The following is a 17,295-nucleotide window of genomic DNA, read 5'->3' on the forward strand; positions in this document are numbered from 1 at the left end:
TTTTTCATGCGAATTGCTGGAGCAATTATTCGGCTGCGAGCGCCGGATGGTTGATGACGTTGCCGCCGCGTTTGGGGCCTTCAAGCTTGTTCAGGCGCTCCTGCAGTTCGTTGATCGTCTTGCTCTGATCGGTGACAATATCGGTGAGTGCTGCATTTTCCAGCACTTCCGTTTCCTCATCCTTTTTGCCGACGAAGCGGCCGAAGATCTTGCCGAGCAGGCGGGACAGGTCGTCCATGATCAGGAAGAAGGCCGGCACGACGACGAGTGAGATCACCGTCGAGACGATAATGCCGCCGATCACCGCGATCGCCATCGGCGCGCGGAACGAACCGCCTTCGCCAACGCCCAGCGCCGAGGGCAGCATGCCCGCCGACATGGCGATCGATGTCATGATAATCGGCCGTGCGCGTTTGCGTCCGGCTTCAATCATCGCTTCCGTCCGCTCCATGCCGCGATGCATCATCTCTATGGCGAAATCCACCAGCAGGATGGCATTTTTCGTGACGATCCCCATCAGCATCAGGATACCGATCAGCACCGGCATCGACATGGCGTTTTGCGTCAGGATCAAGCCGATCGCCACGCCGCCGATAGCGAGCGGCAGCGAGAACAGGATCGTGAAGGGCTGGATGATGTTCTTGAACAGAAGGATCAATACCACCAGCACCAGCATCAGGCCGAGCAGCATGGCATTGGCGAAACCCGCTTCCATTTCGGCTTGAACTTCGGCGTCACCGCTTTCGAGGAACTCGACGCCAGCTGGCAGCTTGGTTTCCTTGGCTATCTCCTTGAAGCGGTCCGAGGCCGTGTTGAGGGCCACGCCGATCGGCAGGTCCGCACCCATGGTGACGACGCGGTTGCGGTCGTAGCGCTTGATCGAGCTTGGGCCTTCCGAATAGTTGATATCGGCCACGGTGGAGATCGGCACCAGCGCACCGGCGGCTGTCTGGACTTTCAAGTTGCGGATGGCGGCGAGATCGGTGCGGAAATTCGTATCCACCTGGACACGGATCGGAATCTGCCGGTCATCGAGCGAGATTTTTGTCAGCGCCGCATCGATATCGCCGATCGTGGCGACGCGAACGACGTCGGCGATCTGCGATGTCATGATGCCGAGACGCGACATCTGGTCGGGGCGCGGACGGATCTGCAGTTCAGGCCGCGGCAGGGCGCCGTCGGGGCTGACATTGGCGAGCAGCGGCTCGTTGCGCAGATTGGCTTCCAGCATGGCGACGGCCGTGTCGAGGGCGGCGTCGCTCTTCGAGAGAAGATTGAACGACAGGTCCCGTTCACCACGGTCGTTCAGCTTCAGGATGCGGACGTCCGGAATGGAGCGGACGGCGGCATAGACCTGCTTTTCGATCTCAGCCTGCGGGATGATGCGGCCGGCCGGGGGCAATTTCGGCAGATACTGACCGATCACCGGTATGCGGCCGAAAACGTCGTTGACCACCTTGTTGAGAAGCGAATGGTCGAGCTTTTCCAGCATGATGGTAATCGACGCGCGGCGCAGTTCGAGGTCACCCTTCGGCGAGGCGCCGCCAAGGACGAAGATGCCTGCCACGCCGTCGAGATCCTTGATCCGGGCGTAGATTTCTTCCGTCGTCTTGTCGGTGTCTTCCAGTCGTGCATCCGGCGGCAATTCGACGGACAGGACGATGCGCGACGCATCTTCCGTCGGCAGGAAGCTGCCTGGTACGGTCATCAAAAGCATGACCGATCCAATGACGAAGCCGATGGCGGCCAGCATCGTGGCGTAACGCATATACCAGCGCCGGGTCGTCGTGCTGACCAGCCAGGTATAGCCGCGCATGATCGCGCCGTCGCTGTCATCGTGATGACCGTCGCCGTCGCTGGATTTCATCAGATAGGCGGCCATCAGCGGCGTGATCAGCCGCGCGACCATCAGCGAGAAGAACACCGAGACCGCGACCGTCAGGCCGAACTGGATGAAGTACTGTCCGGGAATGCCGGGCATGAAGGACACCGGCACGAACACCGCGATGATCGTGAACGTCGTCGCGATCACGGCAAGACCGATTTCGTCGGCGGCTTCGATCGCGGCCCTGTAGGGCGTTTTGCCCATCTTGATATGCCGGGCAATATTCTCGATTTCGACGATGGCGTCATCGACGAGAATGCCGGTCGCCAGCGTCAATGCGAGGAAACTGACCAGGTTCAGCGAGAAGCCGAGCATGTCCATGACCCAGAAGGTCGGGACGGCTGACAAAGGCAGGGCCATGGCCGAGATCAGCGTTGCGCGCCAATTGCGCAGGAACAGCATGACCACGGCAACGGCAAGCAGGGCGCCTTCGAGCAGCGTATGGATCGCGGCCTCGTAATTGCCATAGGTGTAGTAGACCGAATCATCCACCAGCTCGATCGATACGTCCGGGTTTTTCTCCCGCAGTTCCGTCAGCGTCCTGCCGACGGTTTCGGCGACGGAAACCTCGCTTGCTCCCTTGGAGCGGAAGACGGCGAAGGTCACGACCGGCGTGCTGTTGAAGCGCGAAAACGACTTCGGTTCCTCGTAGGTGTCGGTCACCTTGCCGAGTTCGGAAAGGCGGACGAACCTGCCGTTCGGCATGGCGATCATGGTGTTCGCCAGGCCTTCGACGGAGCGTGCGTCGCCGAGCGTGCGGATCGCCTGCTCGCTACCGCCGACCTGACCGCGGCCGGAGCCGAGGTCGGTGTTCATCTTGCGCAGCTGGTTGTTCACATCAGAAGCGGTGATGCCGTAGGAATTCAGGCGGGCATCGTTGAGTTCGACGCGGACTTCGCGGTCCGCCCCGCCGTAGCGGTCGATCCGGCCGATGCCGGATTTGCCTTGGAGCGCGCGCTTGACCGTATCATCAACGAACCAGGAAATCTCCTCGAGCGTCATCCCTGGCGAGGAGACGGCAAAGGTCTGGATCGCCTGACCTTCGACATCGACCTTGGAGACGATCGGCTCTTCCACCGAGGCCGGCAGATCGCCGCGGATGCGGTCGATCGCGTCCTTGGTGTCCTGAACGGCCTGGTTGGTCGGCACGTCCATCATGAACATCACGGCGGTGTTGGAAACCCCGTCGCTGATGGTGGATGTCACGTGATCGACCCCGGAAATACCGGCAACGGCATCCTCGATTTCCTTGGTGACCTGCGATTCAAGCTCCGCCGGTGCCGCACCGCTCTGGGCCACGCTGATCGAGACGATCGGCACGTCGATGTTGGGGAAGCGGGTGATCGGCAGCGTGTTGAAGGATGAATATCCAAGATACATCAACAACACGAAGGCGAGGATCGGCGCAATCGGATTGCGAATTGCCCAAGCTGAAAAATTCATGCCGCTCTTCCCGTCAATTGGTCGCCGTGGCGGCGGATGTCACCGGATTGATCTTGTCACCGTCGCGCACATACGCGCCGGCCTTGGCCACCACCCTGTCACCGGGCTTCAGACCCGTGGTGATCTCGATGAATTCACCGTCCTGAATGCCTGTCGTCACTTTTGTCAGGTGAACAACGCCATCATCAACCCTGCGCACGATCGTCTCTTTGCTGCCAACTGTAACGGCCGTCAGCGGCAGGACGATGGCCTGTTTTTCTTCGACGATGATCTGGGCGTCGGCATACATGCCGACCCGGGCTTTTTGCGGCTCATTCAGCGAAATGTAGACGGCGCCCAGGCGGGTCTGCGCGTCGATCATCGGTGAAATCAGCCGGATTTTGCCGTCGATCCTGGTCTTGCCGTCGGCCAGCGTCACCACGGCTTTCTGGTCGATCGCCAGCTTGATGAGGTCGGCCTCGTTGATATCGGCGCGCATTTCCAGCGCGCCGTCGCGAATGATGGTGAACAGCGGTTCGCCGGTGCCATTGGCGATGGCGCCGACCTTGGCGGTCTTTGCCGACACGATGCCGCTGACCGGAGATTTGACCTCGGTGCGGGCGAGGCGCAGGTCCAGGTCCGACATCTGGGCTTCGACAACCTTGATATCGGCCTTGGCGACGGCGATGAACTGTTCGGCCGAGTTCACCCGGGCAAGGGCGGCTGTTGCAGCGGCCTTTTCCTGATCCCGCTGCGCGGTCGAAATGGAGCCCGCTTCGGAAAGCTTGCGCGACCGCTCGCTGACCCGCACGGCTTCTTCGGCATTGGCCCGCGCTTCGGCAAGCTGTGCCTCGTATTGTGCGAGCGAAGCGTTGGCCTTGGCCAGGCTTGCGGCGAACTGGCTTTTCTGCAGAATCAGCATGTCCTCGTTGAGGACGACCAGCGTGCTATCGGCTTCCACCCGGTCGCCGACATCGGCGTTCAGCGTACGGATCGACAATCCATCGACCTGCGGCGAGACATAGGTCTCCTCCACGGCCTTGATGGCGCCGGTTGCAACGACACGATCGACGAGCGGTTTGTTCTCGACCTCGGTCACGACGATGGACGGCAATGTCTGGGTCCCCTTCGGCGCGGCGGCCTCCTGCGCCAATGCCGTTCCGGACAGCAAAGTCAGCAGCAGGGCAGTGGAAATTCCAAACGCAAACGTCTTGTTACGGGCCATCGGCTACTTTCCTTAAATTCCGGATAATCAGTTCACTGTCGCCGAAAACCTTGCGAGAAGGGATGTTCGCCGTCATGTGCAGGAAGGGGAGGAAACACCGCGTCGATTGCAAATACGTTACGCGTAAATTTTTTTCCCCGCATCCTCCTCAGAATGCCTCGGGCTCTATTTAGTTAGGCCCTTTCGGCTATGCAAGATGATAGAAATAAAGAATGGTGCCTCATTATTTTATTTGTTAGGTGCCATCAATGCAACTTGTGTTTTATGTCTTTTTGTTGCCCAGACGTATTTGCCAAGTGTTGCAAATGAGAAACGCGCGGGACTAGCCCGCGCGCTTCAGCCTTCAAGAGATTGTAAAAACGCCTATTTGAGAGCGGCGTCGGTAATTTCGTGGGTGAACGCGCCGGTGGGTTCCTTGCTGATAACGGGATCGGATCCACCCTTCAGAAGGGAATCGACTGTGCGTTTATAGTCGGAGTCGTCCAATGCGCCATTGGAGCCTGCCGTCAGTTTGGCAACTTCGCTCATCATGCGCTTCTGGTGTTCTTCCGTCTGAGCACCCGTGGCATCGTTTTCAAGGACGATCCCGGCTGCTTCGTCGGTGTGCTCCTCGGCATATTTCCAGCCCTTCATCGAAGCGCGGACGAACTTGACCATCCTTTCCTTGAATGCCGGATCCTTGAGCTTGTCTTCAAGGACGTAGAGGCCGTCTTCCAACGTGGCAACGCCCTGATCCTGATACTTGAAGACGACGAGGTCCTCCGGCTTGATACCGGCGTCGATGACCTGCCAATATTCGTTATAGGTCATGGTGGAGATGCAGGCCGCCTGCTTCTGGATCAGCGGATCGACGTTGAAGCCCTGCTTCAGGACAGTAACGCCTTCCGGGCCGCCATCGGTCTTGAGACCCAGCTGGCTCATCCAGGACAGGAACGGATATTCGTTGCCGAAGAACCAGACGCCGAGCGTCTTGCCCTTGAAATCGGCAGGGGAGGCGACACCGGATTCCTTCAGGCAGGTCAGCATCATGCCGGAGGACTTGAACGGCTGGGCGATGTTGACGAGCGCCACGCCCTTTTCGCGGGTCGCAAGCGCAGACGGCATCCAGTCAACGACCACGTCGGCACCACCACCGGCGATGACCTGCGGAGGCGCAATGTCAGGGCCGCCCGGCTTGATCTCGACATCGAGGCCTTCGGCTTCATAAAAGCCCTTGTCCTTGGCAACGTAATAGCCGGCGAACTGGGCCTGCGTGACCCATTTCAGCTGCAGTACCACCTTTTCGGCGGCCATCGCATGGAATGCGGACAGCGAAAAGGCGCTTGCCAGCAGCAATGATGCAAGTCTCGTCTTCATGTCAGTTCCCTTTTTGTTATGCCGGGCCCGACGCGAGCCGGCGGCTTTTTTGTTGTGCCCGCCCACCACGGACGGGCATTTCTTAGGCCGTCCGTGAATTTCGCACGGACGGATGCCAGAACGTGACAGCCCGCTCGATGAGCGCGACTATCCCGTAAAAAGCGGAGCCAGCCACCGCCGCAACGGCGATTTCGGCCCAAACCATATCGACATTCATGCGCCCCACCTCGGTGGAAATCCTGAACCCCATGCCGACGATCGGGGTGCCGAAGAATTCAGCGACGATGGCACCGATCAGCGCCAACGTGGAGTTGATCTTGAGCGCATTGAAGATGAAAGGCCATGCCGCCGGCAGACGCAATTTGACCAGCGTCTGAAACCAGCTTGCGGCATAGGTGTGCATCAGGTCTCGTTCCATCGAACTGGCTGCAGCCAGCCCCGACACCGTGTTCACCAGCATCGGGAAGAAGGTCATGATGACCACCACCGCGACCTTCGACTGCCAGTCGAAGCCGAACCACATGACCATGATCGGCGCGACGCCGATGACGGGCAGGGCGGAGACGAAATTGCCGAGCGGCAAGAGTCCCTTTTGCAGGAAGGGCGACCGGTCGATGGCGATGGCGACGAGAAAGCCGAGACTACAGCCGAGCGCATAGCCGATGATCACGGCCTTCAGGAAGGTTTGCTGAAAATCGGCCCAGAGTATCGGCACCGAGTTGATCAGCCGTGTCCCGATCATCGAGGGCGGCGGCAACAGGACCGATGGAACGTTGAAACCTCGGACAATGCCTTCCCACAGAACCAGGATGCTGACGCCGAACAGCAGCGGCACGGCAAGGCGGACAGCCCGGTTGGCGGGCACGTTCCTGAATTTGCGGCGCACCAGCCATTCATTGGTTGCCCAGGCGGCGAGCCAGAAGGCGATGGCGCCGGATAGAACACCGTAATTCATGGCTTCATCCCCATGCGCTTGAGGACGGCGGTGTGGGCAAAGCCGACGATGATCACCAGGGTCGCGGCAAGGGCCGCTGCCATGAACAGAGCCGACCAGATCTGCACCGTCTGGCCGTAATAGGAACCGGCAAGCAGGCGGGCGCCGAGACCGGACACCGCTCCGGTCGGCAGTTCACCGACAATGGCGCCAACCAGCGAAATGGCGATGGCGACCTTTAGCGAGGCGAACAGATAGGGCATGGACGACGGCCAGCGCAGTTTCCAGAAGGTTTGTGCCGGGCTGGCATAATAGGTGTGCATCAGGTCGAGCTGGATCTGCTCCGGGCTGCGCAACCCCTTCACCATGCCGACGACGATCGGAAAGAAGCTGAGATAGGTGGAGATCAGCGCCTTCGGCAGCAGCCCGGATATGCCGATGGCATTGAGCACAACGATGATCATCGGGGCGATGGCAAGGATGGGGATGGTCTGGCTGGCGATCACCCAGGGCATCAGCGAGCGGTCCATGGCGCGGTTGTGGACGATGCCGACGGCGAGCAGAATGCCGAGCACGGTGCCGATGCCGAAGCCGAGCAGCGTCGCCGAGAGCGTGATCCACGCATGGTAGACGAGGCTGCGCTTGGAGGTGATCGGCATCAGGAATGTCGTATTCCAGATTTCGGCGATCACCTGATGCGGGGCGGGAAGCACCGGGCGTTGCTGGAACATGGTTCTCGGCAGGATTTCCGAGAAAGTGATTTTTGTTCCGGCGCGGGCAGCCGTATCACGCTCGAACGGCGTATTGAGGAAGACCACCGCGACATACCAGATGGCGAGGACAACAAGGAGGATGACCCCCACCGGCATGATCCGGTCTTTGAAAAGGTTCGGCTTTTCCATGCTCAAGCCTTCCCTCCCGTAGGCATCAGCATCAGCCCCATCGACACAACGCCCAACGCGACGCCGGCCAGTTGCGGCAAGGTCATGCGCTCGCCGAAGACGGCAAAGGCGATGACATTGACCAGAAGCAGCTGGGCGATGGCCGATGCCGAAATGGCAAGCCCAAGCCCACCCTCGCGCATCAACCGCACCATCATCAGGTTACCCAGGCAATAGAGGCCGAGCGAGAACAGCAGGATCAGGATGTTGTTGCTGGAGACATAGTACCGCGATGCTGTTGCGGCGCTGAGGAAAATCGCCATGGAGGCGGAGAGCCAGAGGATGAAGGAGAGGTTCATGATAGACACCTCATCGGGGTGTGGCACCCCCCTCTGTCACTTCGTGACATCTCCCCCACAGGGGGGGAGATCGGGAGCAAGCTGCCAGCCTCCATTTCTACTTCGGACATAGAGTGTTTTGAGAGATGAGCACGGGAAAAGAATGATCTCCCCCCTTGTGGGGGAGATGTCACGAAGTGACAGAGGGGGGTATTCCACGGCACAATTGATCTACTCATCATAGCTATGCCCCGCCCTCAGTCCCTCGCGCACGCGATGGGCGATCTGTAGGAATTCCGGGGTTTCGCGGATGCCGAGGGGGCGTTCCCTGGGCAGGGTGGATTCGATGATGTCGGTGACGCGGCCGGGGCGGGGGCTCATGACGACGATCTTGGTGGAAAGATAGACGGCTTCGGGGATCGAGTGGGTAACGAAACAGATCGTCTTGTTGGTGCGGTCCCACAGTTTCAGCAGTTGCTCGTTCAGGTGATCGCGAACGATTTCGTCGAGTGCGCCAAACGGCTCGTCCATCAACAGAAGATCGGCATCGAAGGCGAGCGCACGGGCGATCGAGGCACGCTGCTGCATGCCGCCCGAAAGCTGCCAGGGGAATTTCTTGCCGAAGCCCGTCAGGTTCACCAGCTCCAGGGTGCGGTCGATCCGGGCCTTCCGGTCGGCGGCGCTATAGCCCATGATTTCCAGCGGCAGGGCGATGTTCTTTTCGATGGTGCGCCACGGGTAGAGCGCGGCGGCCTGGAAGACATATCCGTAGGAGCGGTTCTTGCGGGCGTCTTCCGGCGTCGTGCCGTTGACGGTGATCGAGCCGGAGGTCGGTTTTTCCAGATCGGCGATGACGCGCAGGAAGGTGGTCTTGCCGCAGCCGGAGGGGCCGATGAAAGAGACGAAATCGCCCTTGTTGACGTCGAGATCGACGCCGGTCAGCGCGTTGACGGGGCCGTCATTGGTCTCGAAGGTGAGGCCGAGATCGCGCGCCGAAACGACGGATGCTGGTGTGGTTGTCATTGTATCCGGTGCGCTCCGCCCTGAATGCCATTGCCTGGAAGATTGATGTGACGTCATCCGGCTTTTTGCCTCCGATAGTCGTACTTCATATTTTTTGAATGGGGTATGCAGAGCGCGATATTGCTGCCCGGGACATGCGGAAAGGTCTGCGGGACCCGCCCCTGTGTGCGGTGACCGCGCACGCCCATCCGAACGCGCAGGAGAGCGTTGTGATGGTGCCGGAGGTGAACGCTCCCATTCCGCTGTAATTCTGGTGTTGCGTGGGTCTGACCGTCATGCCGCCCTTGGCCCGCCGGCCGGCGACAGAGTGCTATGCTGGACCGGGGGCGGCTCATTTGCATTTCTTCAGCGGCCCCCAGCGTGTCCCGTCCTTGAAGGCGATGGTGTAGTCCTGGCGCGTCCGCAGGATTTCGACGCTCTCGTCAGCTTCGCCGCTTTCGCCCTCAGCGCTGCAGGAGACTGTCGCGGCAAAGGATGTGCCGGTCTTCGTCACCGGTCCCTTGAAGCTGCAATAGGATGCCGCCGTGGTGATGCCTTCGTTGGTCAGCAGGAAAAAATTGTCCGAACCGGTGGATTCGCCGGTCTTGGAATAGGCGCACCCATCCTTATTGCCATAATCGCCGTCGAGAAACGTCTGGCTCGCAATGGCGGCTCCGGCCGTTGCGAGGCTGGTTACCAGCAACACAGCAATGCGGGTTGCGGCGTTCACCCTCACACCCCGCTTGCCGGGATGCCGGTGCGCTGGACTTTGCGCGGTGCGGTAATGTCCTTCCAGGTCGAGAGCGCCTTGTTGACGGCGGTAAAGGGTTCGCGGCTGACGAACTTGCCCTGGCCCTCGCGGGTCTTGACGGTGGATTCCTCGATGGCAACGATGCCACCCGTCAGCGTGTAGCGCGGCAGGCCGGTGACCTGCTTGCCTTCGAAGACGTTGTAGTCGATCGCCGATTGCTGGCTTGCAGCCGAGATGGTTTTCGAACGCTTCGGATCCCAGACGACGAGATCGGCATCGGCGCCGACCAGGATTGCGCCCTTTCTCGGATACATGTTGAGGATCTTGGCGATATTGGTCGAGGTGACGGCGACGAACTCGTTCATGGTGATGCGGCCGGTGGCGACGCCATTCGTCCAGAGCATCGGCATCCGGTCTTCAAGCCCGCCGGTGCCATTGGGGATCTTGGTGAAATCGCCGACGCCGAAGCGCTTTTGTGCCGTCGTGAAGGCACAGTGATCGGTCGCGACCACCTGCAGGGAACCGGCGGCAAGACCAGCCCAGAGACTGTCCTGATGCTGCTTGTTGCGGAACGGCGGCGACATGACGCGGCGGGCGGCATGATCCCAGTCGGGATTGGCGTATTCGCTCTCGTCCAGCGTTAGGTGCTGGATCAGCGGCTCGCCATAGACGCGCATGCCGTTTTGCCGGGCACGGCGGATGGCCTCATGGGCCTGTTCGCAGGATGTGTGCACCACGTAGAGCGGGCTGCCGGCCATGTCGGCGATGATGATGGCGCGGTTGGTGGCCTCGCCTTCGACGGCGGCAGGCCGCGAATAGGCGTGGGCTTCCGGGCCGTTGTTGCCGTCTGCCAGCAATTTCGCCTGCATCTGCGCGACGATGTCGCCATTTTCCGCGTGCACCATCGGCAGCGCGCCGAGTTCGGCGCAGCGCTGGAACGAGTGGAACATCTCGTCGTCATCCACCATCAAGGCGCCCTTGTACGCCATGAAGTGCTTGAACGAGTTGATGCCCTTGTCTTGGACGATGGTTTGCATCTCGTTGAAGACCTGTTCGCCCCACCAGGTGATCGCCATGTGGAAGGAAAAATCGCAATTGGCCCGCGACGTCTTGTTGTCCCACATGGTCAGCGCTTCGAGCAGCGACTGGCCGGGAGCGGGCAGGGCGAAATCGACGACCATGGTCGTGCCGCCGGAGAGTGCCGCGCGCGTACCGCTTTCGAAATCGTCGGAGGAATAGGTGCCCATGAACGGCATTTCGAGATGGGTGTGCGGATCGATGCCGCCCGGCATGACATAACAGCCCGTCGCGTCCAGCGTCTCATCGCCCGAGAGATTTGGCCCGATCTCGACAATCCTGCCGCCATCGATCTTGACGTCGGCCTTGTAGGTGAGGTCGGCGGTGACGATGGTTCCGTTTTTGATGACTGTGGTCATGGTTTCTCTCCGATCCTGAAATTTTATAGCTCTCTCACCATGGTAGGCAAACCAGATCGAAAGTGCTCGATAGCCTTCTCAATGAAATTGTAGGCTTGATCCTCAGAAATGCCCCCGGCTTCCGGCCAAGTGCCGTAATGTTCTTGGTAAAACCACGCCGGCGTCCGGATTACATCCGCGTCCCCAATGTGCATTTGCCAACTGTCACCACGAGATCGAAAATAGAACTCTTTGCCATCAACGAGTCCATAAGCTTGTATTGGTGCTATGCCCCCGGCTATTCCCACCAACGCGCCTGGAATCTCCCGCCCAAGATATATGCGCCGGGCAAACAGTTGCCCTTCGCCGTGATGTATTGTCAGTAAACCAGTCTGGGGCGGCTGATAACGCCAGAAGCTTGGTATGGCCTCAAGCTTTACGTGGTCGCCGTTAAGGGTGACACCGACATATGCGACGCGGATGGCAGGCACGTTCTCCCACGGTCCCTCGGTCACGATAGCGCCGACCGATTCCGCAAAGGCTATATCGGCCGCGTTCTCGGCTGCGCGGGTTGCCCAAATGCGCTCCAAGGGTCCCTTGAGATGGATGTCTTCGGCCGTCTCAGAGGCAGGGGGCCTGTCCGATGCGTCTGAAGAATTCACCCCACAATCCCCGCCGTCTCTACCACCGCATGGAACAGCACATCGCATCCCGCAGAGGCCCATTCCTTGGAGATTTCCTCGGCTTCGTTATGACTCAAGCCTCCGACGCACGGGCACATGACCATGGTGGCGGGCGCCACCTTGGAGGCCCAGCAGGCGTCGTGGCCGGCGCCGGAGATCAGGTTCATGTGGCTGTAGCCGAGTTTTTCGGCGGCGGTGCGCACGGCAGTCACCAGCGTCGGATCGAAGGTCACAGGCTCGAAATGGCCGATGGCTTCGATGGAGCAGCCGACACCGAGCGCGTCGGTGATCTTCGGTGCTTCAGCCTCGATCTTGGCGCGCATGCGGTCGAGCTTGGCCTTGTCGGGGGAGCGGATATCGACGGTGAAGACCACCTTGCCCGGCAGCACATTGCGGGAATTCGGCGAGAAGAACACCTGGCCGACGCCGCCGACGGCGCCCGGCTGGTTTTCCATGGCAACGCCCTGAACCATCTCAACGATGCGCGCCATGGCAAGCCCGGCATTGACGCGCAGGTTCATCGGCGTCGAGCCGGTATGGGCCTCGCGGCCGGTCAGCGTAAACTCCAGCCACCAGAGGCCCTGACAGTGCGTCACCACGCCGATGGTCTTTTCTTCCGCTTCGAGGATCGGGCCTTGTTCGATATGATATTCGAAATAGGCGTGCATTTTTCGCGCGCCGACCTCTTCGTCGCCCTGCCAGCCAATCCGCTTCAGCTCGTCGCCATAGGTCTTGCCCTCGGGATCCCGACGGCCATAGGCGTAGTCCAGTTCGTGGATGCCGGCAAAGACGCCGGAGGCGAGCATGGCGGGTGCGAAACGTGCGCCCTCTTCATTGGCCCAGTTGGTGACGACGATCGGGTGTTTTGTCCGGATGCCGAGATCGTTCATGGTGCGCACGACTTCGAGCGCGCCGAGCACGCCAAGCACGCCGTCATATTTGCCGCCGGTCGGCTGGGTATCGAGGTGGCTGCCGACATAGACGGGCAGGGCGTCGGGATCGGTGCCGGGGCGCGTGGCAAACATCGTGCCCATCTTGTCGACGCCCATGCTCATGCCGGCGTCTTCGCACCATTTTTGAAACAGGTGGCGGCCTTCGCCGTCTTCGTCGGTCAATGTCTGGCGATTGTTGCCGCCGGCAATGCCAGGGCCGATCTTGGCCATATCCATCAGTGAATCCCACAGACGGTCGGCGTTGACGCGCATGTTCTCGCCCGGTGCATGAGCCATGACGGTTCTCCTCATTCTTTTTAAGGGAGGCAGATTTGGCTGCGCATCCCGTCGTTCCCGTGGTCAAATCGGGGCATCTGGTTTTTTCGATTGCCCTGCGATCAGCCGTTGCGTTTGCGTTTGAACTGACTGATAATTTGACCGGTTGGTAAAACATTACAACTTCCGTTGCCGCACTCAAGGTGGAAAAACAGAAAAAACGTCAGCGCCGTCCGAATTTTTGGATCCTGCTGTTTTCGGACGTTTTAAAGGCCGCGCGCCGGTGGCGATTGCTGAGAAGACTGGGGGAAAGATGGTACTTCCGAGGGCAGCCCGAACACAAAGGCGAACCCGCATCCAGGAGGAGAAGGAAGAGCTGATTCTGGAGGCGGCGCTGGATGTGTTCGCCACCCACGGTTTTCGCGGCAGCACCATCGACCAGATCGCCGATGTGGCGGGCATGTCGAAGCCCAACCTGCTTTATTATTTCCGCACCAAGGACGCGATGCACAGGGCGCTGATCGACCGGGTGCTGGACAGCTGGCTCGATCCGCTGCGCGAGTTCGATGCGGAGGGGAGCCCGGTTTCGGAAATCCGCAGCTATATTCGGCGCAAACTGGAGATGGCGCGGGATTTTCCGCGCGAAAGCCGGTTGTTCGCCAATGAAATCCTGCAGGGTGCGCCGCACATCGAAGATGAGTTGAAAGGCCCTTTGAAATCGCTCGTCGATGAGAAGGCCGAGGTGATCCGCAGTTGGGCCAAGGCCGGCAAGATTGCCAAATGCGACCCCTATCACCTGATCTTCGCCATCTGGTCGACGACCCAGCATTATGCGGATTTCGACGTTCAGGTGCGCGGGGTGCTCGGCGAGGAGCGCTCGGGCGAGGGGCGTTTCGAAGATGCGGCGCGATTTCTCGAGCAGTTGTTCGTCAGCGGCCTGGAAATCAGGGACGGCAGCACCTGACCGACGACGATCCACATTCAGCTTGTCAGACCGCCGGGCTCTCCGGCTGTTTTCCTGCTGCGAGCATGGCTTCCACCTCCTCCGCGTTCTCGACGATCAGCGTTTCGAGCGTGCCGGCGCGGCCGCGAATGGAGATGTTGTAGCTTTCCCGGTTGTCCACCTTCAGCCCGGCATAGCGGACCAGATCAGCGGAAACGGCAAGCTGTGCGTCATATTCCTTGGCAAAGCCTTCCAGGCGGCTTGCCGCGTTGATCGTGTCGCCGACAGCGGTCAGCGACGAGGCCTTGCCGTAGCCGATCTGGCCGATAATCGCCGGACCGGCATGCATGCCCATGGCGATGCGCAACGGTTTGTCCAGTTCGCTCATGAAATTGCGGTTGAGCACATCGATCCCCTTGGCGATGCGCGCCGTCGCCGTCAGCGCCTGGGCGCAGGCTTCCTCGATGCTGTTATTCAGCCCGAAGATTGCAAGCGCGCCATCACCGATGAATTTGTCGATGACGCCGCCCGACTCTTCCACCGCTTCCCCGATGGTCTCGAAATAACGGTTGAGCAGGAAGACCGTATCAAAAGGCAGCTGTTTCTGGGCAAGCAGGGTGAAATCACGAAGATCGCAAAACAAGACGGCGATGTGACGTTCGCGGCCGGCGGCCTGCTGCTCTGTCGGTTGAGCTTTCAGGCCGACATTGTCGCCGCCCAGGATGGGGGAGATCGACAGATTGTGGCTCGGCCGCAGCTGGCAGGCGAGGCGCACATTGTCGGGTGCGCGGATACGCGTCAGCGTGGCGCGCTCGGCATCGCTGGCCGGGGGCTGCCGCTCCAAACCTTCCGTCACCCGGACGCGGCAGGTGGAACAGCGTCCACGTCCGCCGCAGATCGACAGATGCGGGATACCGGCGGCACGGCTTGCCTCGAGCACACTGAAACCTTTTGCGACCGAGATGGCCCGGTCCGGATAGGTGACGCGAATTTTTCCGCGCACCGGAATGGCGCGCAGGGTCAAGGTCCCGGCGATCATTGCGATCAGGCCGGCAACGATGGACGTCCTGATTTGCCCGATCATTTCGGGCGGGGTGCGGTGTGGCATAAACCAGGTTGTCGATGGCAGCCCGACCTCCAGCGATCGGGCGCCGACGGCAAAACCGAGCAGAGCGAGCATCGGAACGAGCACGGCGAAGGAATAGAAAAACAGGAAATAGCGCGGATACCAACTGCGGCCCCTCATCCAGAACCAGGCGCCCAGACACCCATGCGTCCATGCGAAAATCAAAGCCAGCGATTGCCGTGTCGCGTTGAAGGGGTTCGACCAGAGCGCTGGCAACACTTGATAATAGCCGTCGCCGTAACCCGTGAGCATCCACTCGACCCGCGTGCTGACCACATGGCTTACGATGAGAAAGGGAAAGGTGAGGCCGAAGATGATTTTCAGCGCTTCCCGCACCGGCATGCGCAGAGTCTGGCGGCGATAAAGGCTTTCAAGGGCGAGCACGAAGTGCACGAGCAGCGAACCGTACAGGAGCACCGTTACCGGCCAGCTGCGCCAGACAGAGTTGAAAATCCGGCGCGCCGCTTCCATGGCTTCGACGGAGATAAGACCCAGGGCGTGGTTTGAAAAATGCGTGAGCAGAAACAAGCCGAGGCATGCGCCCGTCAGGAGATGCAGCCTTTTGCGGGTACGTGAGGAGGCGATCTTCAAGCAGACATCCGGTGTTGGCGGCAAAGCCGCATCTTCGTCCCTTCTTATTGACGAGTTCGCGGTAAGGGGCAACGCACGTTTTTGTGGACGCACCGTTGCCATGCCGTGCGCAATCGGCAGTCTGCCGGCACTGTCTTGAAATCCGCTGCATTTCGCGGCGCTGACCGACGATCAGCCGCCCTGCGTTTCGGCGGGGCGGCTGATATTCTTGCAGAGGAAGATTATTCGGCGGCCTGACGGGCCATCGGGTTGTTCGGGTGGGTCGTCCAGTTGGCATAGTTCGGATCGACCACCTTGCCGGTGCGCTCGTCGAGCATTCCGGGCTCCAGACCCACCATGGTGATGCAGTCCTGCACGGGACAGACGTTGACGCAGAGATTGCAGCCGACGCATTCGTCTTCCATCACCTCGAAATGCCTTTTGCCATCGACAAACTGGGTGATCGCCTGGTGCGAGGTGTCCTCGCAGGCGATGTGGCAGCGGCCGCACTTGATGCAGGAATCCTGGTCGATCTTTGCCTTGGCGATGTAGTTGAGGTTGAGATACTGCCAGTCGGAGACGTTGGGCACGGCGCGGCCGCAGATATCGTCGAGGTCGCGATGTCCTTTTGCGTCCATCCAGTCCGAAAGCCCGGTGATCATCTCCTGGACGATCTTGAAGCCGTAGGTCATGGCTGCGGTGCAGACCTGCACGTTGCCGGCCCCAAGCACGAGAAACTCGGCCGCGTCCCGCCAGGTGGTGATGCCGCCGATGCCGGAGATCGGCAGTCCGTAGGTTTCTGGATCGCGGGCGATCTCGGCCACCATGTTGAGCGCGATCGGCTTGACCGCCGGGCCGCAATAGCCGCCGTGACTGCCCTTGCCGTTGATCGATGGTTCCGGCGAGAAGGTATCGAGATTGACCGAGGTGATCGAATTGATCGTGTTGATCAGCGAGACGGCGTCGGTGCCGCCGGATTTGGCGGCGCGCGCAGGCTTGCGGATGTCGGCGATGTTCGGGGTCAGCTTGGTGATGACCGGCATGCGGGTATACTGCTTGCACCAGCGCACGACCATCTCGATATATTCCGGCACTTGTCCGACCGCAGCACCCATGCCGCGTTCCGACATGCCGTGCGGACAGCCGAAATTGAGCTCGATGCCGTCAGCGCCGGTTTCTTCGACCAGCGGCAGGATCGATTTCCAGGCGTTTTCTTCGCAGGGCACCATGATCGAGGCGATCAGGGCCCGGTCGGGCCAGTTCATCTTCACCTGCTTCATTTCGCGCAGGTTGGTATAGAGGTCGCGGTCGGTGATCAGTTCGATATTGTTGAGACCGAGCAGACGGCGGTCGGCGCCCCAGATGGCGCCATAGCGCGGGCCGTTGACATTGACGACCGGCGGGCCTTCCTCGCCCAGCGTCTTCCAGACAACGCCGCCCCAGCCCGCCTTGAAGGCGCGCTCGACATTGTAAGCCTTGTCGGTTGGCGGTGCCGAAGCCAGCCAGAAGGGGTTCGGAGACTTGATGCCGACGAAGTTGTTGCGCAGATCAGCCAT

At 60.4% G+C, this 17,295-nt stretch carries 14 protein-coding genes; 1 reads left to right on the forward strand and 13 read right to left on the reverse strand.

Features of this window, described 5'->3' with window-relative positions:
* Positions 1–25: 25 nt before the first annotated feature.
* The 11 genes from ACP7E6_RS00430 to ACP7E6_RS00480 form a co-directional block, all read right to left on the reverse strand.
* Positions 26–3,328 carry an efflux RND transporter permease subunit gene (locus ACP7E6_RS00430; RefSeq protein ID WP_426226908.1) on the reverse strand — a complete coding sequence of 1,101 codons (3,303 nt, stop codon included), beginning with the start codon at positions 3,326–3,328 and terminating at the stop codon, positions 26–28.
* 13 nt (positions 3,329–3,341) lie between these two features.
* Positions 3,342–4,532 (reverse strand): efflux RND transporter periplasmic adaptor subunit, encoded by a 1,191-nt coding sequence (locus ACP7E6_RS00435; protein ID WP_426226910.1) that lies wholly within the window; start codon positions 4,530–4,532, stop codon positions 3,342–3,344.
* A gap of 363 nt (positions 4,533–4,895) precedes the next feature.
* Positions 4,896–5,888 carry an ABC transporter substrate-binding protein gene (locus ACP7E6_RS00440; RefSeq protein WP_426226912.1) on the reverse strand — a complete coding sequence of 331 codons (993 nt, stop codon included), beginning with the start codon at positions 5,886–5,888 and terminating at the stop codon, positions 4,896–4,898.
* A gap of 82 nt (positions 5,889–5,970) precedes the next feature.
* Complete coding sequence (locus ACP7E6_RS00445) at positions 5,971–6,843, reverse strand: ABC transporter permease (protein WP_426226914.1); 873 nt, start codon at positions 6,841–6,843, stop codon at positions 5,971–5,973.
* The gene (locus ACP7E6_RS00450) at positions 6,840–7,724 is read right to left on the reverse strand and encodes an ABC transporter permease (RefSeq protein WP_426226916.1); all 885 of its coding nucleotides are present in this window, start codon (positions 7,722–7,724) and stop codon (positions 6,840–6,842) included. Before ACP7E6_RS00450 ends, ACP7E6_RS00445 begins: the two co-directional genes overlap by 4 nt.
* Before the next feature lie 2 nt (positions 7,725–7,726).
* Positions 7,727–8,062: a hypothetical protein gene (locus tag ACP7E6_RS00455; protein ID WP_426226917.1), complete on the reverse strand. Its 336-nt coding sequence runs from the start codon at positions 8,060–8,062 to the stop codon at positions 7,727–7,729.
* Positions 8,063–8,272: 210 nt separating this feature from the next.
* Entirely contained in the window at positions 8,273–9,064 is a 792-nt protein-coding gene (locus tag ACP7E6_RS00460; protein ID WP_426226919.1) for an ABC transporter ATP-binding protein, read from the reverse strand.
* 331 nt (positions 9,065–9,395) lie between these two features.
* Positions 9,396–9,773: a hypothetical protein gene (locus tag ACP7E6_RS00465; RefSeq protein ID WP_426226921.1), complete on the reverse strand. Its 378-nt coding sequence runs from the start codon at positions 9,771–9,773 to the stop codon at positions 9,396–9,398.
* A gap of 2 nt (positions 9,774–9,775) precedes the next feature.
* Positions 9,776–11,230: a dihydropyrimidinase gene (hydA, locus tag ACP7E6_RS00470; RefSeq protein WP_426226922.1), complete on the reverse strand. Its 1,455-nt coding sequence runs from the start codon at positions 11,228–11,230 to the stop codon at positions 9,776–9,778.
* Between the two features lie 23 nt (positions 11,231–11,253).
* Positions 11,254–11,871 (reverse strand): hypothetical protein, encoded by a 618-nt coding sequence (locus ACP7E6_RS00475; RefSeq protein WP_426226924.1) that lies wholly within the window; start codon positions 11,869–11,871, stop codon positions 11,254–11,256.
* Positions 11,868–13,121 (reverse strand): Zn-dependent hydrolase, encoded by a 1,254-nt coding sequence (locus tag ACP7E6_RS00480; protein WP_426226926.1) that lies wholly within the window; start codon positions 13,119–13,121, stop codon positions 11,868–11,870. The genes ACP7E6_RS00475 and ACP7E6_RS00480 overlap by 4 nt, the downstream gene beginning before the upstream one ends.
* 292 nt (positions 13,122–13,413) lie before the next feature.
* On the opposite strand from ACP7E6_RS00480, the gene ACP7E6_RS00485 reads away from it, so the two are divergent.
* On the forward strand, positions 13,414–14,064 hold the full coding sequence (locus ACP7E6_RS00485; RefSeq protein WP_426226928.1) for a TetR family transcriptional regulator C-terminal domain-containing protein: 651 nt from the start codon (positions 13,414–13,416) through the stop codon (positions 14,062–14,064).
* A 25-nt stretch (positions 14,065–14,089) separates the two neighbouring features.
* Here the strand turns inward: ACP7E6_RS00485 and ACP7E6_RS00490 are convergent, their stop codons facing one another.
* Complete coding sequence (locus ACP7E6_RS00490; protein ID WP_426226929.1) at positions 14,090–15,760, reverse strand: adenylate/guanylate cyclase domain-containing protein; 1,671 nt, start codon at positions 15,758–15,760, stop codon at positions 14,090–14,092.
* 221 nt (positions 15,761–15,981) lie between these two features.
* Complete coding sequence (preA, locus tag ACP7E6_RS00495) at positions 15,982–17,295, reverse strand: NAD-dependent dihydropyrimidine dehydrogenase subunit PreA (RefSeq protein WP_426226930.1); 1,314 nt, start codon at positions 17,293–17,295, stop codon at positions 15,982–15,984.

The organism is Pararhizobium sp. DWP3-4, assembly GCF_049898205.1.
Lineage (GTDB): Bacteria > Pseudomonadota > Alphaproteobacteria > Rhizobiales > Rhizobiaceae > Pararhizobium.